Source organism: Catenulispora sp. GAS73 (assembly GCF_041262085.1).
Classification (GTDB): Bacteria; Actinomycetota; Actinomycetes; order Streptomycetales; family Catenulisporaceae; genus Catenulispora.
In genome coordinates, this window is the sequence record NZ_JBGCCM010000016.1 from 1 (window position 1) to 26,281 (window position 26,281).

21 protein-coding genes and 1 pseudogene are annotated in these 26,281 nt (G+C 69.0%); 8 read left to right on the top strand and 14 right to left on the bottom strand.

Features of this window, described 5'->3' with window-relative positions; genetic code table 11:
• Positions 1–302: 302 nt before the first annotated feature.
• Positions 303–1,265 (bottom strand): helix-turn-helix transcriptional regulator, encoded by a 963-nt coding sequence (locus tag ABH935_RS23800; protein ID WP_370380136.1) that lies wholly within the window; start codon positions 1,263–1,265, stop codon positions 303–305.
• Positions 1,266–1,475: 210 nt separating this feature from the next.
• On the opposite strand from ABH935_RS23800, the gene ABH935_RS23805 reads away from it, so the two are divergent.
• Positions 1,476–2,309 (top strand): NAD(P)H-binding protein, encoded by an 834-nt coding sequence (locus ABH935_RS23805; protein ID WP_370380137.1) that lies wholly within the window; start codon positions 1,476–1,478, stop codon positions 2,307–2,309.
• A gap of 89 nt (positions 2,310–2,398) precedes the next feature.
• Here the strand turns inward: ABH935_RS23805 and ABH935_RS23810 are convergent, their stop codons facing one another.
• The 6 genes from ABH935_RS23810 to ABH935_RS23835 all read right to left on the bottom strand — a co-directional run bounded on the left by ABH935_RS23810 (position 2,399) and on the right by ABH935_RS23835 (position 8,811).
• The gene (locus ABH935_RS23810; RefSeq protein ID WP_370380138.1) at positions 2,399–4,183 is read right to left on the bottom strand and encodes a phospholipase D-like domain-containing protein; all 1,785 of its coding nucleotides are present in this window, start codon (positions 4,181–4,183) and stop codon (positions 2,399–2,401) included.
• A gap of 540 nt (positions 4,184–4,723) precedes the next feature.
• Complete coding sequence (locus ABH935_RS23815) at positions 4,724–5,899, bottom strand: hypothetical protein (RefSeq protein WP_370380139.1); 1,176 nt, start codon at positions 5,897–5,899, stop codon at positions 4,724–4,726.
• Positions 5,900–6,032: 133 nt separating this feature from the next.
• Complete coding sequence (locus tag ABH935_RS23820; RefSeq protein WP_370380140.1) at positions 6,033–6,542, bottom strand: SRPBCC domain-containing protein; 510 nt, start codon at positions 6,540–6,542, stop codon at positions 6,033–6,035.
• The gene (locus ABH935_RS23825) at positions 6,539–6,856 is read right to left on the bottom strand and encodes an ArsR/SmtB family transcription factor (protein ID WP_370348190.1); all 318 of its coding nucleotides are present in this window, start codon (positions 6,854–6,856) and stop codon (positions 6,539–6,541) included. Before ABH935_RS23825 ends, ABH935_RS23820 begins: the two co-directional genes overlap by 4 nt.
• A 552-nt stretch (positions 6,857–7,408) precedes the next feature.
• On the bottom strand, positions 7,409–8,581 hold the full coding sequence (locus ABH935_RS23830) for a winged helix DNA-binding domain-containing protein (RefSeq protein ID WP_370380141.1): 1,173 nt from the start codon (positions 8,579–8,581) through the stop codon (positions 7,409–7,411).
• Entirely contained in the window at positions 8,578–8,811 is a 234-nt protein-coding gene (locus ABH935_RS23835; RefSeq protein WP_370380142.1) for an SCO4848 family membrane protein, read from the bottom strand. Before ABH935_RS23835 ends, ABH935_RS23830 begins: the two co-directional genes overlap by 4 nt.
• Positions 8,812–8,933: 122 nt before the next feature.
• On the opposite strand from ABH935_RS23835, the gene dnaE reads away from it, so the two are divergent.
• From dnaE to ABH935_RS23860, 5 genes are all read left to right on the top strand, one after another.
• The gene (gene dnaE, locus ABH935_RS23840) at positions 8,934–12,506 is read left to right on the top strand and encodes a DNA polymerase III subunit alpha (RefSeq protein ID WP_370380143.1); all 3,573 of its coding nucleotides are present in this window, start codon (positions 8,934–8,936) and stop codon (positions 12,504–12,506) included.
• 2 nt (positions 12,507–12,508) lie between these two features.
• Positions 12,509–13,165: a nitroreductase family protein gene (locus tag ABH935_RS23845; RefSeq protein ID WP_370380144.1), complete on the top strand. Its 657-nt coding sequence runs from the start codon at positions 12,509–12,511 to the stop codon at positions 13,163–13,165.
• 64 nt (positions 13,166–13,229) lie between these two features.
• Entirely contained in the window at positions 13,230–14,063 is an 834-nt protein-coding gene (locus tag ABH935_RS23850) for an inositol monophosphatase (protein ID WP_370380145.1), read from the top strand.
• A gap of 269 nt (positions 14,064–14,332) precedes the next feature.
• Complete coding sequence (locus tag ABH935_RS23855; RefSeq protein WP_370380146.1) at positions 14,333–16,744, top strand: ricin-type beta-trefoil lectin domain protein; 2,412 nt, start codon at positions 14,333–14,335, stop codon at positions 16,742–16,744.
• An 8-nt stretch (positions 16,745–16,752) separates the two neighbouring features.
• Positions 16,753–17,325, top strand: coding sequence for a hypothetical protein (locus ABH935_RS23860; RefSeq protein ID WP_370380147.1), 573 nt, complete (start codon positions 16,753–16,755; stop codon positions 17,323–17,325).
• A 90-nt stretch (positions 17,326–17,415) separates the two neighbouring features.
• Here ABH935_RS23860 and ABH935_RS23865 read toward each other — a convergent pair whose 3' ends face one another.
• Positions 17,416–18,123: a response regulator gene (locus ABH935_RS23865; RefSeq protein WP_370380317.1), complete on the bottom strand. Its 708-nt coding sequence runs from the start codon at positions 18,121–18,123 to the stop codon at positions 17,416–17,418.
• A 26-nt stretch (positions 18,124–18,149) separates the two neighbouring features.
• On the bottom strand, positions 18,150–19,511 hold the full coding sequence (locus ABH935_RS23870; protein WP_370380148.1) for a sensor histidine kinase: 1,362 nt from the start codon (positions 19,509–19,511) through the stop codon (positions 18,150–18,152).
• 134 nt (positions 19,512–19,645) lie between these two features.
• On the opposite strand from ABH935_RS23870, the gene ABH935_RS23875 reads away from it, so the two are divergent.
• Positions 19,646–20,560, top strand: coding sequence for an ATP-binding cassette domain-containing protein (locus ABH935_RS23875; RefSeq protein WP_370380149.1), 915 nt, complete (start codon positions 19,646–19,648; stop codon positions 20,558–20,560).
• Positions 20,557–21,447: a hypothetical protein gene (locus ABH935_RS23880; protein WP_370380150.1), complete on the top strand. Its 891-nt coding sequence runs from the start codon at positions 20,557–20,559 to the stop codon at positions 21,445–21,447. The genes ABH935_RS23875 and ABH935_RS23880 overlap by 4 nt, the downstream gene beginning before the upstream one ends.
• 7 nt (positions 21,448–21,454) lie before the next feature.
• On the opposite strand, the gene ABH935_RS23885 is transcribed toward ABH935_RS23880, so the two are convergent.
• The 5 genes and pseudogenes from ABH935_RS23885 to ABH935_RS23905 all read right to left on the bottom strand — a co-directional run bounded on the left by ABH935_RS23885 (position 21,455) and on the right by ABH935_RS23905 (position 26,226).
• Positions 21,455–23,305 carry a beta-galactosidase family protein gene (locus tag ABH935_RS23885; protein WP_370380151.1) on the bottom strand — a complete coding sequence of 617 codons (1,851 nt, stop codon included), beginning with the start codon at positions 23,303–23,305 and terminating at the stop codon, positions 21,455–21,457.
• Positions 23,306–23,501: 196 nt separating this feature from the next.
• Complete coding sequence (locus ABH935_RS23890) at positions 23,502–24,380, bottom strand: helix-turn-helix domain-containing protein (protein WP_370380152.1); 879 nt, start codon at positions 24,378–24,380, stop codon at positions 23,502–23,504.
• Positions 24,381–24,461: 81 nt separating this feature from the next.
• Positions 24,462–25,213: pseudogene (locus tag ABH935_RS23895) on the bottom strand (NAD-dependent deacetylase).
• Positions 25,214–25,226: 13 nt separating this feature from the next.
• Entirely contained in the window at positions 25,227–25,724 is a 498-nt protein-coding gene (locus ABH935_RS23900) for an NUDIX hydrolase (RefSeq protein WP_370380153.1), read from the bottom strand.
• A gap of 22 nt (positions 25,725–25,746) precedes the next feature.
• Positions 25,747–26,226: a peroxiredoxin gene (locus ABH935_RS23905; RefSeq protein WP_370380154.1), complete on the bottom strand. Its 480-nt coding sequence runs from the start codon at positions 26,224–26,226 to the stop codon at positions 25,747–25,749.
• Positions 26,227–26,281: the final 55 nt, after the last annotated feature.

A 26,281-nucleotide genomic window follows, 5' to 3' on the forward strand; every position in this document is an offset into this window, starting at 1 on the left:
GCCCACGAAAACCGCCAGCCGCCGAGATGCTGTGTCCAGATTTGGACCGGTGCGCGGTCTTGCCCACGAAAACCGCCAGCCGCCGAGATGCTGTGCCCACATTTGGACCAACGCGTGGTCGTGTCCACGAAAACCGCCAGCCGCCAACGCAACATGCGGGGCACAACCGAACTGCGTCCCCCTGCGAGGTCATCAACCCCTGCGCGAAGCCGTAAAAATCGCCTGTAACCCCACAGATCGACCGCAACTCGGGCACCATTGCTAGACCACGACGCGCCTCACTCACCCACCCACTCACCCACTCACCCACCCACCCACTCACCCACCCCACCAACAGCCCGACTCAACCGCGCCCCCAAATCCCCCACAAACTCCCGAAGCTCCGGCGGCTCCAGCACCTCGAACTCAACCCCCTTAAGCGCGATGTAAACAGCGATCGTGTCCAGCGCCTCAGCCCCCGTGTAGTACAAACACGAATCCTCGTCGCGCGCCTCAAGCCGCCCCGCCGTCGGCGTCGTGGTCTGCGCCACCTTCTCCAGCGGTGCGTGAAACAAAATCGTGGCCTGATACCGATACGGCGCACGTGTCAGCGAGTCCGACACATAAGTCTCCGTCCCACCCGCCGGCTCCGCCCGCGGCGTGAAGCGCGCCCCCGGCTGGATCGGGCCGGCGACGCGGTCCACGCGGAATGTGCGCCAGTCGTCCCGGTCGAGGTCGTAGGCGAGCAGATACCAGTTCCGTCCGGCCCTGACCACGCGGTAGGGCTCGACGCGCCGCGTCACCTCCCGATACCCGAAGCGCACGCCCTCGTGCGCGCGGCACGCCGCCGCCAATGCCGTGAGCAGCGCGGCGTCCACGACCGGGCAGTCGCCGGGCAACAGCATGATGGCCGACTGCAGGCTGCTGACGCGGTGCCGCAGCCGCGAGGGCAGGATCATCTCGATCTTGCTCAGCGCGCGCAGCGAACTCTCCTCGATCCCGCTCACCCACCCCGCCGCCGACCCGCGCAGCCCGACCACCACGGCGACCGCCTCGTCGTCGTCCAACAGCAGCGGCGGCAGAGCCGCGCCGACGCCGAGACGGTAGCCCCCGGCTATACCCGGCGTGGATTCCACCGGATAACCCAGATCCCGCAGCCGGTCCACGTCGCGGCGCACCGTCCGCGTGGTGACCTCCATGCGCTCGGCGAGTTCGGATCCGGGCCAGTCCGGGCGGGACTGGAGCAGCGAGAGTAGACGAAGCAGCCGCGCCGAGGTCTGAAGCATGCTCTCCCAACTCTCTGAAGTGCGCCGGAACCTACCCGGAGCCTGCCCGGAACTTTGCCCGGAGCCTGCCCGGAACTTTGCCCGAAGCCTGCCCCGAACTCGCCCGGAATCCGCCCCGAAACGAGGACAGAACCTGTCCGCAAGTCCTCCTAGTGTTCCTCATGCGGGTCCGAGAAGGACACCGTTCACGCAGCTAGGGCTGGAGACCTCATGATCCTGATTACGGGTGCGACCGGGAACGTCGGGCAGATCGTCGTGGAGCGGCTGGCCGCCGAGGGCCACGACGTGCGGGCGCTGAGCCGCCGGCCCTCGCAGACCGAGTGGCCGTTCGGAGTGCGGGCCGTCGAGGGCGACCTGGCCGACGCGGCGTCCCTCGGCCCGGCGCTGGAAGGCGTCGAGTCGGTGTACCTGTTCCCGGCGCCGGGACTCGGCGCGGACTTCGTCGCCGCGGCCGAGGCCGCCGGGGTGCGGCACGTGGTCCTGCTGTCGTCCGGAGCCGTGGACGACGACCTGGACGTCCAGGACGGTCCGATCGCTGCCAGCCACTTCGAGATCGAGCAGTTGCTGCGCGCCTCCGGCATGCGCTGGACCTTCCTGCGCGCGAACACCTTCGCGGCCAACAGCCTGCCGTGGGGCTACCAGACCAAGAACGGCGACGAGATCCGCGGCGCCTACGCCGAGGCCGCCGCTCCCGTGGTCCACGAGGCCGACCTCGCCGACGCCGCCGTGGCCGCCCTGACCACCGAGGGCCACGACGGCAAGACCTACCAGATCACCGGCCCGGAGCTCCTGACGCACGCCGACCAGGCACGCATCCTCGGCGAGGTGCTGGGCCGGCCGATCCGCTACGTCGAGATCGACGTCGAGCAGGTGCGCCAGCAGATGGGAGCCTTCGTTCCGGCCCCGATCCTGGCCGACATCCTGAAGTTCTGGGAGCGGTCGCTGGAGCACCCGCACGCGGTGAGCCCGGACGTCGAGACCCTCACCGGACACAAGCCGCGCGACTTCCGCAGCTGGGTCGAGGAGCACGCCGACGCCTTCTGAACCCCGGTAGCAGGGCACTGAGAAGGCCGCTCCCAACCGCCGCGAACGGCGACCGGGAGCGGCCTCTAAGCAATGTCCAGCTTCCAACGTCAACTAACAGTGAGCGCGGTGTCGTCGATCATCCACGAGGTCGGGTCCTCGTAGTCGTTGGTCCCGGTGAACTCCAGCGTCACGGTCTTCCCGGCATACTGCGCCAGCGAAATGCTCTGCTGCGTGTAACCGCTGCTGGCGTTCAGGTTCGTGAACGTCTTCAACGTCCCCAGCGCGTTGCCCGAGCCGTCCAGCACCTGCACGGTCAGCTTGTCGTAAGCCTTGGTCTTGCTGGTCTCCGTAGTGTCGGTGTGCAGCCAGAAGCTGAACGTGTACGTCGAGCAGCCGCTCGGAATCGCAACAGACTGCGACAGCGTGTCAGTCGTACTGACATTGCCACCCAGCCACGCGTCCCACGAACCGGAATGCGCCGGCTCGTCGGCGGTGTCGTCGTTGATGATGCCGCTGGATGAAGCGGTCCACGCGCTGTCGCCGCTCCCGTCCTCGAACCCGGGGTCGCCCAACAGCTGGCCGGCGCCGGCACAGCCGCCGGTCCCGCCGGTCCCGCCAGCCGAGCTGATGCTCCAGCTGAACGCGGTACTGCCGGAAGCGCCGGTGCCGTCGGTGGCGGTGACCGTCACCGAGCTGGTGCCCGCAGTGGTCGGGGTCCCCGAGATGGCCCCGGTCGCGCTGTTGATCGCCAGGCCGGCCGGCAGGCCGGTGGCCGCGTAGGTCAGGGTCTGGCCGGCAGCCGAGTCGGCAGCCGAGACCTGCACGGAGGCCGCGGTCCCGACGGTCCCGGTCTGGTTGCCCGGGTTGCTGACCGCCACGGTCGAGGTGCTGCCGCCGCCACCGTTGCTCGGCGTCTGGTTGAAGTCGGCGGTGAAGGTGTTCTCGATACCGGTCAACACACCGGAGTCGGAGATGATCAGGCCGAGCTCGCGGTTGTGGTTCAGCGAGTTGTCCGAGAAGTTCTCAGAGCCCTGGAACACCTTCGCGTTCGACGTGCCGTAGTCGGCGACGATCGCCTTGGCGTGTATGTAGAAACCGGTCTGCGAGGTGTACTGCGTGACCTTGACGCCGGCCGCCTCGACCTGGCTGATCTGGCTGTTGTACTTGCCGCCGGTGTTCTCCAGCACGCAGCGCACCGTCACGCCGCGCTGCGCCGCCGCCACGATCGCGCTGACCAGCGCCGGGTCGCCGAACTCCTCCTCCTGCACGTCCAGCGTCTTGGTGGCGCCGTTGATCAGCGCGAGCAGGTGGGTCTGCGAGTCGGTCGGCGACCAGACCAGGTTGTCGCCGTCGCCGGGGGTTATCGAGGTGTCGGTGAAGTCGGCGCCGAAGACCTGCTCGACGGCCGCCACGTCGTTCTGGTCGGTGTCGAAGACCGAGTAGTCGCGCGAGGTCGCGTAGTACGTGCTGTCCAGGTTGCCGGTGCTGATCCAGGACGTCGCGCCGTCGACGGTGATCGTCTTCTGGTGCGTGTAGGTGAACGCCGAGGAGCTGTAGACGACAGGCACGCCGCCGGCCTGCAGGGCGCTGTAGGCCGCGCTGTTCACCGAGGTCTGCTTGCCGTCCAGGATCACCCGGACCTGGACGCCCGCCTTCTGCTTGTTCACCAGCGCCGTGGTGATGGTGGTGTCGCGAAGCTCGTACATCGTGACGTCGACGGTCTTGGTGGCGCTGTTGATGAAGCTGTAGATCGCGTTCTCGCCCTGGTCGGGCAGGATCAGCAGGCTGTAGGTGCCGGCGGCGTGGGCGGCCGGCGCCAGCATCGCGCCGGACGCGGCGGTCGCGGTGGCGACCACGCCGAGCCCGAAACGGCGGATGGCAGATCTGAGCATTCCGGTTCTCCTGAAGAGAGGTGGCGGACGGGTTTGTGGGTGAGGGCGATGAGGCTCTGAGGGCCGGGCAGGGCCCGTGACAGGGCTGAACCCACAAGGGAAAGTACAGATCAGCACTTAAGGCGCATAGGGTACTTGACAGAACTTTTAGATGAACAAGGCTTGTCGCGGAAGTGCGCGGTTCAAATCCGCGCACGGCGAAATAGGCGCCGGTCTGTCTCGGCGCCTGGCAAGCCTTCCAGGATGCCCGACCATCGATGATCGACTCAAGAGTCTGCTGCGCCGAGCTGGAGTCGGTGCGATCCGGTCGCAGACGGCGAATGCACGGAGGTGCCGACAATGATGGACATAGTCGTGTTCGCGCAGCGATTCGAGGTCCGATTGCCGCGTGAGGTCAGGTGAATACCTGGAGTGGCAAAGGTCCGGCGGCGGCTACGATCGGCATCGCCGTCGTGACCGCCGCCGTGCGAGGATGGGCTCTGGGTACTGCTTTGCTGTCAGGCTACTGCTTTGCTGTCAGGCGCGGTGGATTGGCGTCGGTCAGGGTGCGGACAGGCGGTTCAGCGTGTTCGAGGAGTCGTCGACGAAGTACAGCGAGCGCCGGTCGGGGGCGACCGCCAGGCCGAACAGGTTCCCGGCGCCGGACGGCGATCCGTTGGTGTCCAGCGTCCGTTCGGCCACCTGGACGCCACCGCGGGTGGTCTCCACGAGGTTGCCGTCGCCGGCGTTGACGGTCAGCACGTCGCCGTTCGGTGCGACGGCCAGGCCCAGCGGGGTGTTGAGCGCGTCGCCGGCGGTGACGGTGCGGCCCGCTCCGGCGTCCGTCCCGCGCCAGGTCGCGTTCGGGATCGCCGCGACGCGGTTGCCGACGGAGTCGGCGACGAACAGCGTGCCCTGCTGGTCCAGCCCGACGCCGGTCGGCCCGACCACCAGGGCGGCGGGGTCCGTGCGCTCGCCGAAGCCGGAGGCGATGACGCGCGAGTCCAGGACCGTCGGCGGGTACTCGGGGCCCGAGCTGATCAGGAGCCTGACGACGGAGCCGTGGTGGACCGTCGCGCCGTTCGCGGCCACGGTGCCGTTCAGGACGTTGGTGACGAACAGCTCGGTGACGTCGCCGAGGTCCAGGGCGGTCATGTCCCAGGGGCCGTTGAGTCCGTGGCCGGTGATCGTCTCCTGGACCCGGCCGCGGCTGTCGAGGACGAGCAGGCATCCGGACTGCGCGGTCGCGGAGGTGCCGTCCGCCGTCGGCAGGCTGCCGACGATCACCCAGCCGTTGCGCAGGACCGACAGGGCCGTGGTCAGGCCGACGCCGCCGGGGCACCTGCCGGGCAGGTGCGCCGGGTCGATCGCGGCGAACTGCGACACCGTGCCGTCCGGGGCCACCTGGACGATCGTGGTGCCCGTGCCCTGCAGGTTGGAGGCCGCGTTGAAGTTGCTGACCAGGACGTCCCCGCCGTGCAGGCGTCCGACGCTGCGGGGGACGACGGCGACGCCGTAGGGGTTGACGTCGCCGTTCGCCGGGACCGTGGAGGCGATGGTGGAGACGGTGTGCAGCGGGCCGACGAAGGGCGAGCGGGCCGCCGCGGTGGCGGTGGCGCCGGACTGCGCGGCGGCGAGGGTGAGGCACGTCGCGGCCACGGCCGCGGTGGCCAGCCGCCGGGCCCACGGGGAGCGTAGGAGGGGCCGCGCGGGGGTGGGGGTGCGGGTATCAGACATGGATGTTCCTCCTGGGCAGGTTCGAGTGGTACTGCTTCCAGCAGGAAACGGATCCGGTAGGCGGTGGGTTCGGTGCCTTGATCCGAAGAGGTGACGTCTCTGTGGCGACGTCTGTGGCGACGTCCGTGTCGGCTCACGCCATGCCGGCCGGCGGGCCCTCCTGCTCGCCGAGGGTCGGCGAGAACACGGCGGTGTAGTGCTCGAACATGGGCTGCCACGCGTCCTTGTCGCGGGTGCCGGTGGCCAGCAGGTCCAGGCACGATTCCCAGCCCGCGGCGTTGCGTGCGGCGAACGCCGGGCGCAGCTCGTCGACCAGGACGAGCAGGGTGCCGGTGCCCTGCGGGGTGAGGGTGAAGCGCAGCGTCTCCTCGCCCCAGGTGAAGGACAGGGACTCGGGCTCGCGGACGTCCAGGACCTCGCCCTTGATGGTGAACGCGTCCGGCTCGGGCCCGAACGGGAAGGTGATCCCGGCCCCGGGCACCCAGCGTTCGCCGTCGACGATCACGTCGCACGGGAACCACTTCTTGAGCTGGTCGCGCTCGGTCAGGGCCTGCCACACGACCTGCGGGGGATCGGGCAGCACGCGCTCCAGGCGGATCGCGGCCCCCTGAGTACCCCCGGTCGTCAACGATGCCTCGCTCATGTCTTCCTCCGGTCTTCCAGATGTGCTTCCAGGCGGTCCAGGCTGCGGGTCCACAGCCAGCGGTACTGCGCCAGCCAGTCGTCGACCTCGGCGAGCGGCTCGGGCCGTATGCGGTAGAAGCGGTGCTGCGCATCCGGCCGCACCTCGACCAACCCGGCCTCCCGCAGCGCCCGCAGGTGCTTGGACACCGCCGGCTGACTCGCGCCCAGGCGCTCGGACAACTCGCCGACCGACTTCTCGCCCTCGCGGAGCAGCTCCACGATGGCCAGCCGGCGTGGCTCGCCGAGAGCTTGGAACGCTGCGGCGACTGTCATGAGGCGAGTGTGCCTCGGTGGTTATATGCCTGTCAAGGAATATGCGGCGAACCGAGGGGGATGGTCGCGCGGGGAGAGCAGCCGCGGAAGGTGGTCGGCGGCGCGCCGACCGGAGCGAAAACCAGCAGGTCAGCTGGCAGCAGAGGGGGACGAGCGGCCAAGCGAGTGACGGCCGGCAGCTGCGCGAGGTGGATCAGTCCGGCTCGCCAACAATCGCGGCGAGCTGGCCGGAACCATGAGCCAGCGACTGGCGCGCGGTCTGTGACGCATGGCACGGAAGCGCCAGCAGGCGAGCGGTCTAGCAGCCGGCGGCCAGCAGGCAATCGCAAGCGGCGAGCGGCGAGCGGTCGGTAACCATCGAGTCGGCGGCTCACACGCACCAGCGTGTGTTCAGCGGGGCGGTCAAGCAGCCGGCGGCCGACAGGCAATCGCAAGCAGTGAGCGGCGAGCGGTGAGCGGTCGGTAACCATCGAGTCGGCGGCTCACACGCACCAGCGTGTGTTCAGCGGGGCGGCCAAGCAGTCGGCGGGAAGGTGGCCGTGCGAGCGAAGCTCAGGCCCCACCAAGCTCTCGTTCCAACGGTGTCCGAACCCGAGGCGTCACCCGCATCTCGCCCAAAAGCCCCTGCCACCGCTCGACCTCTGCCGCGATCGTCTTCTGGCCCTCGCGGTCGACGTCGCGGAGCAGCTTGGTGGCGATCGTGCCGTCGGTGCGTTGTGTCCAGCCGCCGACGACCTCGCCGTTCCACCAGACCGTCGGGCCGACGTTGCCCGCGCGGTCGAAGAGGTGCGGCTTGATCTCCTCGGCGAGGTACCAGTCGCGGCCTTGCCAGCCCATCGTCGTCGGGTCCAGGGCCGGGAGGAGGGCGGCCCAGGGCTGCGGCGTCGGGAGCGGGTCGAGGTCGTCCGGGAGGAGCCAGCCGGTGCCGTCGGCCAGTGCCACTTCCGTCGCTTCGATCGCCTTCAGTGCTCTGCGGGCGTCGGTGACCTTCCAGCCGGTCCACCACTTCAGGTCCGCTTCCGTCGCGGGCCCGAAGGCGTGCAGCCAGTGGCGGGCCAGCTCCGCCTGCGCCTCCGGGACGGGGATGTCCGCGTGGCCGGTGCCCGGTTCCCAACGGTGCTGGCTCGACAGCCAGGTGCCGACCGGTCGGCCGCGGACCACCGCGCCGTCGAAGCCGAGGACACGTAGGACGCGGCCGGAGGCCGGTTGCCAGGCCTCCCACTTCGTGCCCTTGCCGTACAGCACCTGGTCCCGCAGGCCCGGTACGGCTTTGCCGAGTTCCGCGCCGGTCGCCGAGCCGCGGCGGCGGACTTCGGCGATCGTCGCCGCCTCGACCTTCTCCAGCCACGCCTCGTCGAGGCCCGCGGCCACCGCGTTCTTCAGCAGCAGGCCGCGTTCCTTGAGCCACAGCTCGCGGGTCGTCGAGGCCTGAACCACCGATGCCAGGTCGGCCGGGAACACGAACAGCGTCTGGCGCATGCCGTGCATCCGGACCAGCGTCCGGTCGTCGTAGAGTGCGCGCTCGACCTCGGCCGTCGACGGCGTCTGGAGGCGCGCCATCGCCGACAGGTACACCGAGGCGGCGTCCGTCGAGTGCAGCGCGACGAGGGCGTCGGTCACGGCTTCCGGGGTCTTCGCCGCCGAGCCGGGGGCCAACAGATGCCGCGTCGCCAGGCGGGCGCGGCGTTGGTCGTCGGTTACCGCGGGCACCCCGTGTGAAGTCACGCGTTCATCTTGCGCAGCCCGCGCACCGAGCGCCACCCGATCACGCCGATCGACACGCCCGCGACGATCGACACCGTCACCAGAACCGCGTGCACCAGGAAGAACGAAGTGGGTCCGTTGTTCCAGGACCTCTTGTCGTCCCAGATGGCCTCCATGAAGCGCGGCCAGATGATCACCGACCACACTCCGAAGGCGACCAAGAACCACGACGCGACACGCCCGAGTTTCACTCGCACACTCCTACCTACCAGCAGATCCGTACGCAGCTTATCGGCACCCGGCGCCCGGCCCCGCGAACCGGATTAGACTCTCGGTGCCCCACCGAAGCCGCGCCACCGCAGGAGGATCCTCCGTGTCCGATTCCTTCGTCCACCTGCACGTTCACACCGAGTATTCGATGCTCGACGGTGCGGCGCGATTGAAGGACATGTTCAAACACGCCACCGAGTTGGGCATGCCCGCGGTGGCGATGACGGACCACGGCAACATGCACGGCGCGGCCGACTTCACCAAGCAGGCGATGGGCGCCGGCATCAAGCCGATCCTCGGCATCGAGGCGTACGTGGCGCCCGAGTCGCGCTACAACCAGAAGCCGATCCGCTGGGGCCAGCCGCACCAGAAATCGGACGACGTCTCCGGCGGTGGCCTCTACGGCCACGCCACGATCTGGGCGCGGGACGTCACCGGTCTGCAGAACCTCACCAAGCTCTCCTCGCGGGCGTTCACCGAGGGCTTCGCCCGCAAGTACCCGCGCATGGACGCCGAGCTCATGGCGGAGCACTCCGCCGGTCTGATGGCCACCACCGGCTGCCCCTCGGGCTTCGTCCAGACCCGGCTGCGGCTGGAGCAGTTCGACGAGGCCTACGCGGCGGCGGCCCAGTACCAGGAGATTTTCGGCAAGGACAACTTCTACCTGGAGCTGATGGACCACGGCCTCGACATCGAGACCCGGGTCCGCGAGGGCCTGCTGGAGATCGGCCGCAAGCTCAACATCCCGCCGGTGGTCACCAACGACTCGCACTACACCTACCAGCACGAGTCCACCGCGCACGACGCGCTGCTGTGCATCCAGACCGCCTCGAACATCGCAGACCCGGACCGCTTCCGGTTCGGCGGCGACGGCTACTACCTGAAGTCCGCCGACGAGATGCGGGCGATCTCGCCCAACGACGAGATCTGGCTGGAGGGCTGCCGGAACACGCTGGCGATCGCGGAGAAGGTGAACCCGGAGGGCATGTTCGCCTACCGGAACCTGATGCCGCGGCTGGACCCGCCGGACGGGCTGACCGAGGACCAGTGGTTCCGCAAGCTCGCCTACGACGGCCTGAACAAGCGCTTCCCGGCCGGGGTCCCGGACCAGAAGACCTACCACGACCGGCTGGAATTCGAGCTCGACGTCATCCTGTCGATGGGCTTCCCGTCCTACTTCATCGTGGTCGCGGACTTCATCAACTGGGCCAAGGACAACGGCATCGCCGTCGGCCCGGGCCGCGGCTCGGCCGCAGGCTCGCTGGTCGCGTGGTCGCTGGGCATCACCGACGTCGACCCGATCCCGTTCGACCTGCTGTTCGAGCGGTTCCTGAACCCGGACCGCGTCACCCCGCCCGACATCGACATCGACTTCGACGACCGCCGCCGCTCGGACGTGATCCGCTACGTCACCGAGAAGTACGGCGAGGACAAGGTCGCGATGATCGCCACCTTCGGCCGGATCAAGGCCAAGGCGGCGATCAAGGACTCCAGCCGGATCCTGGGCTACCCGTTCGCGATGGGCGACCGCATCACCAAGGCGATGCCGCCGGACGTGATGGGCAAGTCGATGCCGCTGACCGGCGTGTTCGACAGCAACCACCCGCGCTACGGCGAGGCCGGCGAGATCCGCGGGATGTACGAGCAGGACGCGGACGTCAAGAAGGTCATCGACACCGGCCGCGGCGTCGAGGGCCTGATCCGACAGCCCGGCGTGCACGCCGCCGGCGTCATCATCTCCCCGGAGAGCATCACCGACCACGTGCCGGTCATGATGCGCCCCGCCGACGGCGTCATCATCACGCAGTTCGACTACCCGACCTGCGAGGAAATCGGCCTGATCAAGATGGACTTCCTGGGTCTCAGGAACCTGACGATCATCACCGACGCCCTGAACAATGTCGAGACCACCACCGGCAAGCGGCTCAACACGCTGGAGTTCCCGCTCGACGACCCGCTCACCTACGAGCTGCTGTGCAAGGGCGACACGCTGGGCGTGTTCCAGCTCGACGGCGGCCCGCTGCGCTCGCTGCTGCGCCAGATGCGCCCGGACAACTTCGAAGACGTCTCCGCCATCATCGCCCTGTACCGGCCCGGGCCCATGGGTGCGAACTCGCACATCAACTACGCCGAGCGCAAGAACAACCGGCAGCCGATCACCCCGATCCACCCGGAGCTGGAAGAACCGCTCAAGGAGGTCCTCGGCGTCAGCTACGGCCTGATCATCTATCAGGAGCAGGTGATGGCCGCCGCGCGGGTGCTCGCCGGCTACTCGCTGGCCCAAGCGGACCTGCTCCGCCGGGCCATGGGCAAGAAGAAGAAGGAAGTCCTCGACAAGGAGTATGTGGGCTTCGAGAAGGGCATGGCCGACAACGGCTATTCGGCCCAGGCCACCAAGGCGGTGTGGGACGTCCTGGTCCCGTTCGCCGACTACGCGTTCAACAAGTCGCACTCCGTCGCCTACGGTTTCATCGCGTATCAGACCGCGTATCTGAAGGCCCACTACCCGGCCGAGTACATGGCCGCGCTGCTCACCTCGACGGCCACCGACAAGGACCGCTCGGCGATCTACCTGGCCGAGTGCCGCCGGATGGGCATCAAGGTGCTGCCCCCGGACGTCAACGACTCGCTGCACCAGTTCACCCCGGTCGGCACCGACATCCGCTTCGGGCTCGGCGCGATCCGCAACGTCGGCGAGAACGTGGTCTCCTCGATCATCGCCACCCGCAAGGCCAAGGGCCGCTTCACCTCGTTCAACGACTTCCTGGCCAAGGTGGACCTCCCGGTCTGCAACAAGAGGACCATCGAATCGCTGATCAAGGCCGGCGCCTTCGACTCCCTGGGACACTCCCGCCGCGGGCTGATCGAGCAGCACGAGCGCGCGATCGACTCGGTGGTGGACGTCAAGAAGCAGGAGGCGCTGGGCCAGGACTCGCTGTTCGGCTCGCTGCTGGACGGCGGCCAGGACGCCATCACCGGCGGCGTCGAGATGACCTTCTCCGACATCGAGTGGGACAAGAAGGTGCTGCTCGGCTTCGAGCGGGAGATGCTGGGCCTGTACGTCTCGGACCACCCGCTGTCCGGCGTGGAGAACCTGCTGGCGTCCAAAGCGGACTGCTCGATCGCCTCGCTCACCGGGGAGAACGACCGCGGCGACGGCTCGATCGTCACCATCGCCGGCCTGATCACCGGTCTGGCCCGCAAGGTCACCAAGCAGGGCAACACCTGGGCCGCGGCCTCCGTGGAGGACCTTGAAGGCGGGATCGAGACCATGTTCTTCCCGCAGACCTACCAGCTGTACTCCACGCAGCTGGCCGAGGACGCGGTGGTCGTGGTGAAGGGCCGGCTGGACAAGCGCGACGAGGTGCCGAAGCTGATCGCGATGGAGGTCGCCATACTGGACATCTCCGGGGCCGGCAGCAGCGCGCCGGTGGTCCTGCACGTCTCGGAGTCCCGGGTGATCCCGGCGACCGTGGAGCGCCTCAAGCGGATCCTCACCCGGCACCCGGGCACCACCCCGGTGCGCATGCACCTGAAGAGCCACGACGAGAAGGTCATCCGCTACCAGCTCGGCGACAACCTGCGGGTCGCGAACTCGCCGGCGCTGAGCTCCGATCTCAAGGTTCTGCTGGGCGCCGGGTGCTTCGGCGCCGACCCCTCGCAAGCGGCGGAGTGAGCATGGAGTTCCAGGACGTGATCCGGAAACGGAAGATGGTCCGGGCGTTCACGACCGAGCCGATCGCCCCGGAGGTGGGCGAGCGCTTGCTGCTCGCGGCGAACCGGGCTCCATCCGCCGGGTTCTCGCAGGGCTATGCGATGCTCGTGCTGGAGTCCGCCGAGGACCGCGCCGCGTTCTGGAAGGCGATGGATCCGGAGGACGAGTACGCCGGCACCCCGTTGCGCAACGCGCAGATGATCGTGATCCCCTGCTCCAACAAGGAGATCTACATCGATCGGTACGCGCGTCCCGACAAGGGCTGGACCGACCGGGACGAGGCCCGCTGGCCGGTTCCGTTCTGGCACATCGACACCGGCATGCTGACGATGCTGCTCCTGCTCGCGGTGGTCGAGGAGGGGCTCGGGGCGCTGTACTTCGGGATCCCGCCGGGCTCGAACGACAACGTGCGTGCCGAGTTCGGGATCCCGGCGGACTTCACGCCGATCGGGGCGGTCGCGATCGGGCATCCGGACGAGGACCGGGACGCGCGGCAGAAGACGTCGCGCAAGACCATCAAGCGGCGCACCGTCGACGACATCGCGCATCGCGGACGCTGGCGCGCGGAGGCCGACGCTGCCACGGACGCCGACGCTGCCACCGAGAACGCCACCGTTTGACGACGCCGCTGTTTGACAACGCCGCCACTGACGCGGCCGGCACAGTCTCTGCGAGAGTGGATCTGTGATTTCCTTCGCGGAACTGGCAGTAGTGGAAGACATCATCCGTTCCGTCAATGAGAAAGCGGTCCTGCCGCGCTTCCGGAGCCTGAAGGACTCCGACGTCGCCATGAAGGGCCCGATGGACCCGGTCACCGTCGCCGACCGGGAGGCCGAGGACCTGCTGCGGGAGCGCCTGACTGCGTTCCTGCCCGGGTCGGTGGTGGTCGGGGAGGAGGCGGTCTCCGAGGACGCCTCGGTGCTGGACGCCCTGACCGGCAGCGCGCCGGTGTGGATCGTCGACCCGATCGACGGCACGCGCAACTTCGTCGCCGGCTCCGCGCGGTTCTCCACGTTGGTGGCGCTGGCCGCGGGCGGCGAGTTGCTGGCTTCGTGGTCCTACGCGCCGGTTCTGGGCCGGATCGGTACGGCGCTGGCCGGCCACGGCGCGTGGGTGGACGGCCGGCCGGCTCACGTCGCGCAGATCGCTGATCCCTCAGCTCCGACCCTGCCGATCACCACCAGCCACCCGGTCTGGTGGCCGCACGGCTACGGCCGCGGCGTGGACGCGATGCGCGACGGGGGCTTGGACGTCCGGTACTTCGACGCGTGCGGGATCGAGTACCTCGACCTGGCCGCCGGCTCGCGCTCGGGGATGGTGCTGACCTGGGAGTACTGCTGGGACCACGCCGCCGGGATGCTGCTGGTCGCCGAGGCCGGCGGGCACGTCGCGGCGCTGGACGGGGCGCCGGTGCGGTTGGAGGGCGGGAACGCGCTGCCGTTCGTCGCGTCCGCCGATCCCGGGACGACCGAGCGGATCCGGCACCTCGTCGCGGCGTCGGGGCCGGCGGCTGAGTGATTCGAGCCCTGAGTGATTCGAGCGCTGAGTGATTCGAGCGCCGGGGCAGGCGGACCAGTTCCCCGCCCCGACGCTCAGCTTTCTCCAGGCGTGGATCGCCGGGCAACCCTCACGGACAGTAAGTACATGTAAGAGTTCTGTCAATGCCGCCTCAAGCCGGGCTCTCGACGGATTGTGTCGGCGATGTTGACGATGGGTGACGTTGCGCCTAGCCTGTGCGACTGCGATCGATGGCGTTTATTCGTAGTCGAATTTGTTGGAGCGTGCTCATGTCCCCCGCTGCAAGACAACGCACCGCGCTCGCCGCCGTCCTCATCCTCCTCCTCAGCGTCCTGACCGCCTGGGCCGTCGCCTCCCCGGCGGCGCACGCGGCCACCTCCACCACCGTCACCGTCGACGGCGGCTCCTCGGGCCGCACCTTCGACGGCGTCGGGGCGATCAGCGGCGGCGGGGGCAACTCCCGCCTGCTGGTCGACTACCCCGAGCCCCAGCGCAGCCAGATCCTGGACTACCTGTTCAAGCCCGGATACGGGGCCTCGCTGCAGATCCTCAAGATCGAGATCGGCGGTGACACCAACTCCACCGACGGGGCCGAGGCCTCGCACGAGCACAGCCGTGGCGTCGTGGACTGCAACCAGGGCTACGAGTGGTGGCTCGCCGAACAGGCCAAGGCCCGGAACCCGAACATCAAGATCTACGGTCTGGCCTGGGGTGCCCCGGGCTGGATCAACGGCGGCTTCTGGTCCACCGACACCATCAACTATCTGATGGACTGGTTCGGCTGCGCGGCCCAGCACAACCTGACCGTCGACTACCTCGGCGGCTGGAACGAGAAGGGCTACAACACCACCTGGTACGAGAACCTGAAGAGCGCGCTGGCCTCGCACGGACACGGGTCCACCAAGGTGGTCGCGGCCGACGACCAGTGGAACGTCGCCGACAGCATGACGTCGGATTCGAGCTTCAACAACGCCGTGGACATCGTCGGCGTCCACTACCCCTGCGGTTACGGCAGTGCGTTCCTGTCGTGCAACAGCACGCAGAACGCGCTGAGCCTCAACAAGCCTTTGTGGGCCAGTGAGAACGGCTCGGAGTCGACGGACGGCAGTTCCACGTTCGGTGCCCCGAGCGTCGCGCGCGCCCTCAACCGGGACTACATCGACGGGAAGATGACCGCGTACATCAACTGGCCGCTGGTGTCCGCGATCTACCCGAACCTGCACTACGCCGACCAGGGCCTGGGGATCGCGAACCAGCCCTGGTCCGGGAACTACTACATCGGCAAGACCACCTGGGTCATGGCGCAGACCTCGCAGTTCACCGCGCCGGGTTGGAAGTACCTGGACTCCGGCAGCGGGTTCCTCGGCGGGAACCGGGCCAACGGCAGCTATGTGTCGCTGAAGTCGTCGAACGGCAGCGACTACAGCACTGTGGTGGAGACCATGGACGCCACGGCCGCGCAGACGATGACGGTGAACGTGGCCGGCGGTCTGTCGAACGGGACTGTGCATGTGTGGCAGACCAACGTGAACTCCGGCAACTCCTCCGACTGGCTCGTGCACAGCGGTGACGTGACGCCGTCCGGCGGGTCCTACACGGTGACCCTGCAGCCCGGCTACGTCTACACCTTCACGACGACGACCGGTCAGGGCAAGGGCGTCACCTCGTCGCCGGCCGCCTCGACGATGCCGCTGCCGTACACGAACAACTTCAACACCCCGGCCACGACTACCTCGCCGCTCTACTTCTCGGACATGAACGGCGCTTTCGCGACCACGTCCTGCGGCGGCGGACGCTCGGGGTCGTGTCTGCGGCAGATGGCGGCGTACCAGCCGATCCGCTGGACCGGTGAGTCGTATGACGCGCCGTACACGCTGATCGGCGACCAGACGTGGTCGAACTACACGGTCAAGACCGATGCGTTGTTCGAGCAGTCCAGCAGCGTGGAGCTGATCGGGCGCGCGAACCTGCAGGGTACGAACAACAACGGCCTGAACGCCTACCATCTGCGGGTCAGCGACTCCGGCGCGTGGTCGATCGTGAAGAGCGACACCGCGTGGAACTTCACGACGCTGGCGAGCGGGACGACCTCCTCGCTCGGTCTGAACAAGTGGCACACGGTCGCCTTCCAGCTGAACGGCTCGACGCTGACGGCGTCGGTGGACGGCACCGCCGTGGGCAGCGTCAACGACGGGACCTGGACCAACGGCCAGGCCGGGCTCGGGGTGACCGGATACCAGACGGATGAGTTCTCGAACTTCTCCATCACGCCGGTCTCCTCGCAGGTCGTGCACCTCGGCCCGGTTCCGTCGGCGGAGGCCGGCAAGTGCCTGGACGACAACGCCGGCTCGCTGGCCAACGGGACGCACGTCCAGATGTACGACTGCAACAACAGCGCGGCGCAGAACTGGTTCTGGGCCAACGGTTACCTGCAGCTCAACGGTGCCAGCGGCAAGTGCCTGGACGTGACGGGCAACAGCTCCACCAACGGCACGCTCGTGGAGCTGTGGGACTGCAACGGCGGCGCGAACCAGAAGTGGGTCCCGCAGTCGAACGGCGAGCTGGTGGGCGTGGGATCCGGCAAGTGCCTGGACGACCCGGCGTTCAACACGGCGAACTACACGCAACTGGAGATCTGGGACTGCAACGACGGCACCAACCAGCAGTGGACGCTGCCATAATCCGATGAGTGAGCGCTAAGACATGGGGGATCGTCGGCGCTGTCGTCGTCCTGGCCGCCGCCGGGACGACGACAGCGCTGCTCCTACGCGGTGGCGGCACGAGTGATTACACCTCCCTGCCGACGTGCGACAAGCTCGCGGCCGCGGTGCAGGGCAAGCCGGCGTTCCACGTCGGGCAGAACGTGACGCACGCCGAGCCCTTCCACGGGCTGGACCCGGCGTACTCGAACATCCGCTGCGAGACGGCGGACGGCGCGACGTTCGTCGAAGTGGACCTTTACCAGAAGAGCAACATGGACCCCCTGACCACGAATCAGTACCCGGACAAGCAGGTCCACGACGGCGAGTGGCGCGCGCGGGACATCTTCGGGCACAGCCAGCTCACGACGCTGACGCCCGACATCGCCTACGGATCGCTGGATTTCGCCGCGAGCACGTGCACGGTCGAGCAGGTGAAGCACAACGCCGAGGTGATGCTCACGGTGCCGATGGCGAAGGGGACCGCGCCGGGGGCGTCGGCGGCGGTGTGCAAGCAGATCGCGGAGCAGCAGATGCCGAAGGTGATGGGCGCGGCGCTTTGAGCGGGTGATCGGTGGGGGCTGGCGCACGCCGCCTGTCAGCACGCGATCAGCAGCCGCCAGCCGCACGCGACCACCCACCGCCACACCGCATCAGCGCGAAGGCGCCACCAGGCCCGCCTCGTAAGCCGTGATCACCAGCTGCACCCGGTCCCGTGCCGCCAGCTTCGTGAACAGGCGCGCCACGTGGGCTTTGGCGGTGGCGGCGCTGATGAAGAGTTCCTCGGCGATCTCGCTGTTGGACAGGCCGCGGCCGACCAGGGTCAGGACTTCGCGTTCGCGTTCGGTGACGCCGTCCAGCAGGTTCTTGTTGCCGCGGTTCGGTGTGGTGCCGTGGGGTTCGGGGCGGACGGCGAACTCGGCGATCAGTTTGCGGGTGACGCTCGGGGCTATGAGGGCGTCGCCGGAGGCCACGACGCGGACCGCGTCCAGGATGGAGTCCAGGGCCATGTCTTTGACCAGGAAGCCGCTCGCGCCGGCGCGGAGTGCGGGGTAGACGTATTCGTCGTCGTCGAAGGTGGTGAGCATCAGGACGCGGGTGGGGCCGGTGGACTCGGTGATGCGGCGGGTGGCCTCGATGCCGTCCATCTCGGGCATGCGGATGTCCATCACGGCGACGTCCGGGGTGTGTGCCGCGGCCAGGCGGACCGCCTCGGCGCCGGTGCCGGCCTCGCCGACGACCTCGATGTCCGGGGCGTCGTTGATCAGGACCCGCAGGCCCGTGCGGATCAGCGGCTGGTCGTCGGCCAGGATCACCCGGATCGGGGCGCGCTCGGCGGTGGGGTCGGCGCTCTGGTCGATGCTCTGGTCGCCGGGCTGGTCGAGGGTCACGGGGTCACCGCCGGGTTCGGGTCGGGTGCGGGTCGGGCGCCGGGGAGGGGGCGATCGTGGTCGCGGGGGCGATCGGTGTCAGTGTCAGTGTCAGGGTCAGGGTCGTGCGCGATGGTGCTGGACGTGTACGTCGTCTCGAAGCCTCCCGGCACCGGCAGTGTGGCACTCACCAGGAACCCGCCGCCGACCCGGGGTTCGGCGCTGAACGTCCCGTGCACCAGGCTCACCCGCTCGCGCATCCCGACCAGGCCGAAGCCGGTGCCGCCGGAGCCCAGCACGCCGTGCCCGTCGTCCGCGACCGTGATCGACACCGCGCTCTCCTGGAACTCCACCCGGACCCGGCACGTCCGGGCGCCGGAGTGCCGCACCACGTTCGTCACCGACTCCTGGATGATCCGGTACGCCGCCAGGTCGATCTCGCCGGGCAGCGGCCGCGGCATCCCGATCTGCTCGACGATCGCCAGCACGCCCGCGTGCTTCGTCGACGCGACCAGCTTGTCCAGGTCGGCCAGGCCCGGCGCCGGATCGGTCGGAGTGTCGGAGTTCTCGTCCTGCCGCAGCGCGGTGAGCGTCCGCCGCAGCTGCGACAGCGTGTCCCGGCTGGTCTCCTCGATCGCGCGCAGCGCCTTCTGCGCCTCGGCCGGCTGCGTGCCGATGACCCGGTTCCCCATGCCGGCCTGGATGGCGATGATGCCGATGCTGTGCGCGATCATGTCGTGCAGCTCGCGGGCGATCCGCAGCCGCTCGTTGGCCACGGCCTGCGTCGCGGCGTCGGCGCGCTGCCGGACGACGCCGGCCCGGCGCTCCCGCGTCGAGCTGCCGAGCAGCCAGGCCACCATGGTCAGCAGGGTGATGACGACCACGTGAGTCGGCATCAGATCCGAGGCGCCTGGCGGGAAAGCCGCGAAGGCGGTGATGCCGCCGGTCAGGATGAGGAGCGCGGCCTTGACCGACGTACGGCGCCGCCAGGCCAGCGCGATGGGGACCAGGCAGATGTCGATCGCGATGAGCATCGTGTAGCGGGCGTCGCCGGGGGAGTGCACGGTCGCGACCAACACCTGGGCGACGCTCGTGACGGCGGCGAACACCAGCGGTCGGCGGCGGAGCATCGGCAGCAGGATGACCGTGCACAGCGCCGGAAGCGAGCGTTGCCAACCGTTGGCGCGGTAGATGGTATCGACCAGCACCCCGCCCCGCGGCACTATCCACACATTCAGCTGGTAGTTGTACAAGCCGTCCGGAAGGGGCGTCGCCGTGTGGTACTCCCGCAGATACGGCGCGGTCAACGCGATCAGCCCCAGGTAGACGGCCACCAACAGGCTGTCCGTCAGCCACTGGCCGCGTCGCGTCGTCTCCATGCCCAAGATCGTAGACAGCCGCCGGGGTGGCCGCATCGGCTCAGGGGCTTACATCCCCGGGCCACAGTCCGCCCTCGTCATTGCCGCTCCCCGGCCGATGTCCGACTACGTGCCGCCCCGCCAGGCTGATTCCCGTGATCGAGCTGACTGACCTCACCAAGCGCTACGGCGACAAGACCGCCGTGGACCACCTGACCGTGACCGTCCGATCCGGGACGGTGACCGGCTTCCTGGGCCCCAACGGCTCCGGCAAGTCGACGACCCTGCGCATGATCCTCGGGCTGAACGCGCCGACCTCCGGCACCGTCACCATCGACGGCCGCCGCTTCGCCGACCGGCCACGCGGCCTGCGCCACGTCGGCGCGCTGCTGGACGCGCAGGACATCCACGGCGGGCGCTCCGCCGTGGCCCATCTGAAATCGCTGGCCGTCAGCAACCGGATCCCGCTGCGCCGGGTCGGGGAGGTGCTGGAGGAGGTCGGGCTGGCCGAGGCCGGCCGCAAGCGGATCGGCGGCTACTCGCTGGGCATGAAGCAGCGCCTGGGCATCGCCGGCGCGCTGCTCGGCGACCCGCCGGTGCTGCTGTTCGACGAGCCGCTGAACGGCCTGGACCCCGAGGGCGTGCGCTGGGTGCGCGAGATGTTCCAGCGACTGGCCAAAGAGGGTCGGACGGTGTTCGTCTCCAGCCACCTCATGTCCGAGATGGAGCACACCGCCCAACGCCTCGTGGTCATCGGCCGCGGCGCGCTGATCGCGGACGAGACGCTGACCGACTTCTCCCGCCGCGGCTCGCAGGCCACTGTCCTGGTGCAGGCGCCCGAGGCCGCCGCGCTGGCCGCGATCCTCACCGCCGAGGGTGCCGACGTCCAGGCCGCCGCCGGGGCCGACGGCCTGACCGTCTCGGGCCTGACCTCGGCCCGGATCGGCGAGCTGGCCTGGCGGAACAACATCATGCTGGCCGAGCTGGCCACCCAGAACGCCTCTCTGGAGAAGGCGTTCATGGAACTGACCGCCGATTCCGTCGAATACGCCGCAGGAGAAGCCCGATGAGCACCCTGACCGCCGCATCGCAGACCCCTGTCTCCGCGCGGCTCCCGAGCGAACCCAAGCCGCGCTTCCGCGACCTGTGCCGGATGGAGTGGATCAAGGTCGCCTCGCTGCGCTCCACCTGGCTGGTGTTGCTGCTGGCGGCCGCCGCGACCATCTTCATCAACCTGAACGGGGTCCGCTCCGATCTGCAGTACCTGGACCAGAACCTTGCCCATCCCGAAGGGGTGGCGCCGAACGGCAATCACTGGCACTTCTACTACGACCCGCTCTTCCGCTCCCTGTCGCGCCTCGCGGTGCAGCTGATGATGCTCGGCGGTGCGGCGATCGGCGCGCTGACGATGTTCGGCGAGTTCTCGACCGGCCAGGTCCGTACCACCTTCGCCGCGGTTCCGAAGCGCGGGGGCGTGGTCGCGGCGAAGATCACGGTGCTGTGCACGATCACCACGGTCCTGGCCTTCATCGTCGCGATGGTCTCGTTCCTCGGCGGCCAGGCGATGGTCGCCAGCCGGCACGTCGGTGCGTCGATCACCGACCACAACGCTCAGATCGCCATCGCGGCCTACACCCTGGTGGTCCCGGTCTGCGCGCTGATCGGCATGCTGTTCGGCGCCCTGATCCGCAACGCGACGGCCTCGATCGTGGCCGTGGTCGCCTTCCTGTTCCTGCTGCCCGCCTTCTTCGGCGGCGACAAGTACCGCTGGGTCAAGGAGGTCGGCCACCTGTTCCCCGGCAACGCCGAGGAGACGCTGACGTTCTGGCACAAGGACCCGAACCAGACGCTGGGCAAGTGGCCGGCCAGCGATATGCACGCGTGGCTGGTGTACGGGGGGTGGGTCGTGATCTCGGTGGTGGTGTCGCTGGTGGTGGTGAAGAAGCGGGACGCCTGAGGGAACCTCAGTAGTCCGCGTGGGTGTAGGGCGGCGCGAGCGGGCCGAGGTCGGGCTCGTCGCGCAGCTCTATGTCCAGGCTCTGCGAACCGCTCTTGGGCTCCAATACCAGCACCACGAGCTCGTTCTCGCCGGAGCGCCACAGCGGTGCCGGGGCGTAGAGCGTGACCTGAGGGCCCCGGTCCCACAGCCGGCCGAGCAGGAACCCGTTGAGCCAGAGCAGGCTCCGCGCCGTGGAGGGGACCGCGAGGAAGCCGTCGGCCGGCTCGGTGACGGCGACCGTGGCGCGGTGGAATGCCGGGCCTGCGGTCGGCGTCGCTGCGATTGCAGAATCCTGATTATCGGCGGCTGTCAGCCCCGACAGATCGTCCAGCGGCAGCACCCGGTGCTCCCAGCCGAACTGGAACTGGTGGTCCAGCCGTACGCCGCCTATCAGGCCCTTGCGATCGGCCAGGTGCGGGCCGTAGTTGACCCGCCCGAAGGGCTCGACGAGGATCTCCAGATCCAGGCCCCCGCCCGGGATCTGGAGATCCAGCGTCTGCTCGGGCTTGTCACGCTCCACCATCCCGAGCAGCTTTCCGTCCGCGAAGACCTGCGCGAGGTCGCGGACGCCCTCGATCCGCAGCGTGTGGGTGCGCGCGGGGCCTTCGACGCGGCGGCGGTAGTGGACCAGGCCGAAGCTGTGGCCCAGCTTTTCGATCGGTTCCGGCGTCGGGCGGCGCACTGGGTCTGTCGCCAGCACGTCCAGTCGGTCCCGTAGGGCCGCGATCCGGGGCGCGGTAACGGTTTGCGGTTTCAGGCGGGGCGCGGGGGCGGGCAGACCAACCTCCGACGAAGCGGCCTCCGGCAGCCCGACGTGCCGTGCGATCACCTCGCGGAACAGGTGGAACTTCGGCGTCAGCTGGCCGGCCTCGCCGATCGGCGCGTCGTAGTCGTAGCTGGTGATCGTGGGCTGATATCCCGGATCCCCGGCGAGCACGCCGGAGTGGTTGGCGCCGGCCCAGAACCCGAAGTTGGTGCCGCCGTGGCCCATGTAGAAATTGACCGAGGCGCCCGCAGCGAGGATCTCGTCCAGCGTGCGCGCGGCGTCCTCCGGGGTGCGGGTGTGGTGCGGCTCGCCGAAGTGGTCGAACCAGCCGTTCCAGAACTCCATGCACACCGGCGGGTCGTCGGGCCGGAGGCGGCGCAGGCTCGCGAAGCCGTCGATGGCCTGCGACCCGAAGTTCACGGTGGCCAGCACGTCCGGCACCGTGCCGCCGGAGAGCATCAGCTCCTGCGGGCCGTCGGAGGTGAACAGCAGGGTGTCCACGCCGCGCTGGATCAGGCCTTTGCGAAGGTGGCCGAGGTAGTCCGGGTCGTCGCCGAAGCTGCCGTACTCGTTCTCGATCTGCACCGCCACGACCGGTCCGCCGCGGGTCGCCTGCAGTTCGGCCAGAACCGGTATCAGCTGGTCGAACCACTGGTCCACGGCCGCCAGATAGGCCGGATCGGCGGTGCGCAGCCGCAGGTTCTCGTCGGCCAGCAGCCAGGCCGGCAGCCCGCCGAAGTCCCACTCGGCGCAGATGTAAGGACCCGGACGTGCGATCACATCCAGCCCGAGCTCACCGGCCAGCCGGATGAACCCCGCGACGTCCCGCCAGCCGTCGAAGCGCGCCGCCCCGGGCGCCGGCTGGTGGAAGTTCCACGCGACGTAGCACTCGACGGTGTTGCATCCCATGGCGCGCAACCGCTCCAGCCGATCCCGCCACAGCTCCGGGTGTACCCGGAAGTAGTGGATCGCCGCCGAGACGATCCGGTGCTCCCGGCCGCCTCGCAGGAACCTGCCGCCCTCGACGGTCAGTACGCGCTCGTGTGCCACTCAGCGATGATCGGGGCCGCCGGGCGCGTGCGGCCATGGATCTTGCTGAGTCGTCCTTGGATATTTGTTGGATATTCGTCGGGGCCGGGACCGGCACGAACAACAGCGGGAGCGTCGCGGTGAAGGTGCGGTCGTCGAAGAGCTTGGCGTACCGGTCCACAAGCTCGCGAACCGCAGAACGGTCGGCCAGGGATTGCTACGCCGACAGGGAACCGCGTCGGAACATCGTCGGCGACAGTCCGACGCGCTGCGTGAACAGCCGGGTGAAGTACGCCGGATCGTCGTAGCCGACGGCCCGCGCCACCTGGACGACACTCTGGTCCGTCGCGGCCAGCAGGTCCTTCGCCTTGGACAGCCGGACCCGCAGGATGTACTCCTTCGGTGTCGAGCCGGTCGCCAGCCGGACCTCTTCGCGCAGCTGGGTCACGGTCAGTCCGAGGCGCGTGGCGTGGTCCTGGAGCGCCACGGGGTCGGTGGCGTGCTCGGTGAGGGCGCGGACGGCACGGGACTCGCGCAGGCCCGGGCCGTTGTCGCGGACCGCGGTGATCAGGCGGTGGACCAGGATTCCGGCCGACACCTCGTAGTGCGGGCCGGTGGTGCGGACCACGGTGAGCAGTTCGCGGAACAGCTCGCGGACCGGGCGCGCGTCGCCGAGGGGGACCACGGGTGAGGTGCGGGAGAGGAAGTCCAGGCTCTCGTAGCCGGCCGCCGCCGGGCCGTCGAACAGGGCCCAGGTGATGGTCCAGCCGCCGACGTCCGGCTGGTAGGAGTGCACCAGGCCGGGGAACAGCCAGAACGCCGCCGGGGCCTTGATCGGCAGCCGGGTGCGCGGCCGGTCGCCCCATTCGATCCAGCCCGAGCCGCGGGTCACCAGGTGCAGTGCGTAGCAGTTCAGGACCCGGGCGTCCCAGCGGATGCCGTGTTCGGCGATGGTGTGCCAGCCGGCGCCGTACAGCGCCAGGCCGAGGCGGCGGTGCTCCTCGGCCGGCGTCATGTAGACCGCGTACTCCGACACCGGCGGCTGCCAGGGTTCCTCCCCGGCCGCCGCCGGCTCGTCGTCCCGGGGCACGTTCACGCGTCATATGCTCCGGGGTGCGCAACCTCGCGTCAATCCACGGTTAACCCAGCTCCCGGTTGGCTCCCGGCAGGTTCCCGCCTAGCTCCCGGCCGCGATCAGCTCGGCGACGATCCGCGGCACCGCCTCGCCGATCGGGTCCCGGATCACCTCGGTGCCAGGTGGTCGTACGGAGTCTGCTCGTTGTTGACGATCACCAGGTCGGCGCCGTGCGCCACGGCCACCTCGCACATCGACGCGGCCGGCTCGACGCGCAGCGAGGTGCCGACGGCCAGGAAGATCTCCGAGGCCTCGGCCACCTGCTCGGCCTGCCACAGCGTCGCCGGGTCCAGGTTCTGGCCGAACATGATGGTCGCGGCCTTCAGGATGCCGCCGCAGACCGGGCACGGCGGATCCGCCTCGCCGGCCGCGACGCGCTCCAGCGTCGCGTCCATCGTGGTGTGGTACGTGCACGCGATGCAGACCACGTCGGCCATGTTCCCGTGGATCTCGATCACCTTGCGCGGCGACGACCCGCCCTTCTGGTGCAGCCGGTCGATGTTCTGGGTGATGATCCGCACGGACCGCCCGGAGTGCTCCAGCTCCGCGAGCGCCTTGTGCGCCGCGTTCGGCTCGGCGTGCCGCGCCGGGTTGTCCCGCCGCGCCAGCCACGAGCGCTCGCGCAGCTTGGGGTCGGCGACGTAGTTCTGGTACGTCGACAGCAACTCGGCGATCGGGTCCTTGGTCCACACCCCGGTGGGGCCCCGGAAGTCCGGGATACCAGAGTCGGTGCTGATGCCCGCGCCGGTGAGCATCCCGATCGGGCCTTTGCGGCTGCGCCAGTCGGTGGTCATGGAAAAAGCGTAGTCAGTGATGCCACGGCAGCTCGACGAGGTTTTCCGGCGGGCCGTCGCGCAGGATCGAGGTCAGCAACGGCGCCAAGCCCCAGGGGACGACTCTCTCGTCGGTGGCCTCCAAGTCCGCGATCGACCACCAGCGGTACTCGGAGATGGTTTTGCGCTCGTAGGCGGTGAAGCCGCTCATGTCGATGTCGCGTGTGTCCACGCGGTGGAAGAAGTAGTCCTCGCGGAAGGTGCCCTTCTTCCACCCGAAGTCGGCGTAACCGCCGGTGGCTGCGACCAGGCCGCCGAGCTCTTCAGGCGCGACGACCAGGCGCGTCTCCTCCCACAGTTCGCGGGCCGCGGCGGCGTCCACTGTCTCGCCGTCGTCGATGCCGCCGCCCGGGGTCAACCAGGTGTGGGACCGCCTGCCGTCCTGGTACTTGAACAGCAGCAGGCGGTCCTCCTTGTTCATCAGCAGGATGCGGGCGGTGTGGCGGGCGTACGGCCCTTCGGGCAGCGGCATGCCCCTCAGATTAGTTGCCGTCTCAGGCGAGTGCGGCGATCTGTTCGGTCAGCGTCGCGACCGGCTGGAACGTCAGGCCGAAGGTCGCGACGTGCTTCCAGCGCAGCACGCCCTCCGCGTCGACGAGGAACACGGATCGCTTCAGGCCCAAGCCCTTCAGCGCGACACCGTACTGCCGGATCACGGTCTTCTCGGGGTCCGCGAGCAGGGGCTGGTGGAGCCCGTGCCGCTGCGCGAACTTCTCATGGCTCGCCAGATCCTGCGGGCTGATGCCCCAGATCTCGGCGCCGATGCCGGTGAACTTCTCCAGCTCGTTGTTGTACGCGCACATCTGCTTGGTGCACACCGGAGTGTCGTCGCCGGGGTAGAAGGCGAGCACGATCGGCTTGCCGCGGTGCTCGGACAACGTGAAGTCGCGCTGCTCGACCTCGGTGCCGGACAGGACGATGCCCGGCAGGGTGAAGTCGGGGGCGGGAGCGCCGAGCTCGGGGGTGGAGGCCATGGACGTGTCCTTCGTGGGTGGGCCGAAGTTACCTGTCGGTATCCAGCATGGCCCA